The organism is Vibrio sp. 1580 (assembly GCF_033340055.1).
Genome location: NZ_JAWOVT010000301.1, coordinates 1 through 695 on the forward strand (window position 1 = coordinate 1; position 695 = coordinate 695).

At 47.8% G+C, this 695-nt stretch carries 1 protein-coding gene; it reads left to right on the forward strand.

The features are described from left to right. Window positions 1-695 (forward strand): FAD-binding oxidoreductase (locus R7093_RS25660; protein ID WP_318147077.1); only part of this gene is annotated, 695 nt, incomplete at both ends.

The window sequence follows — 695 nt, forward strand, 5'->3', positions numbered from 1 at the left end:
TGGATATGTCTCGCCACATGAACAAAGTATTGGAAGTGAATGAAGATGAAGGGTGGGTTCGCGTTCAAACTGGTGTTGTGAAAGATCAGTTGAACGATGCGGTTCGTCCTTACGGCTACTTTTTCTCTCCAGATTTGTCGACCAGCAACCGCGCAACGATTGGCGGGATGGTGAATACCGACGCCTCTGGTCAAGGCTCTCTTAAATACGGGAAAACGTCTGATCATGTACTGTCGTTGCAAGCGGTGTTTGCTGACGGCTCGATTTTAGAGTCTGATTTGTCTCATGGTTATCCAAAAGAAGGCGAGTTTGCCGCTACGGCGTTACAAGTGACGGAATCAGTTTGTCGAGATAAACGCCAGCAGATCGTGGATAAATTTCCTCCTCTCAACCGCTTCCTAACGGGCTACGACTTAAAGAACGCGTTAAATGAAGAGGATGACCGTTTCGATATCACACGAGTGCTGTGTGGAGCAGAAGGCTCATTGGCCTTTATTACGGAAGCGAAGCTAAACCTGACGCCAATTCCGAAAGCGCGTACCTTAGTTAACGTGAAATACAACAGCTTTGACTCTGCACTGCGCAACGCGCCATTTATGGTCGAAGCGAAAGCACTTTCTGTCGAAACTGTTGACTCAAAAGTACTTAATCTCGCGAAGCAAGACATTGTCTGGCACACCGTGAGCGATCTGATC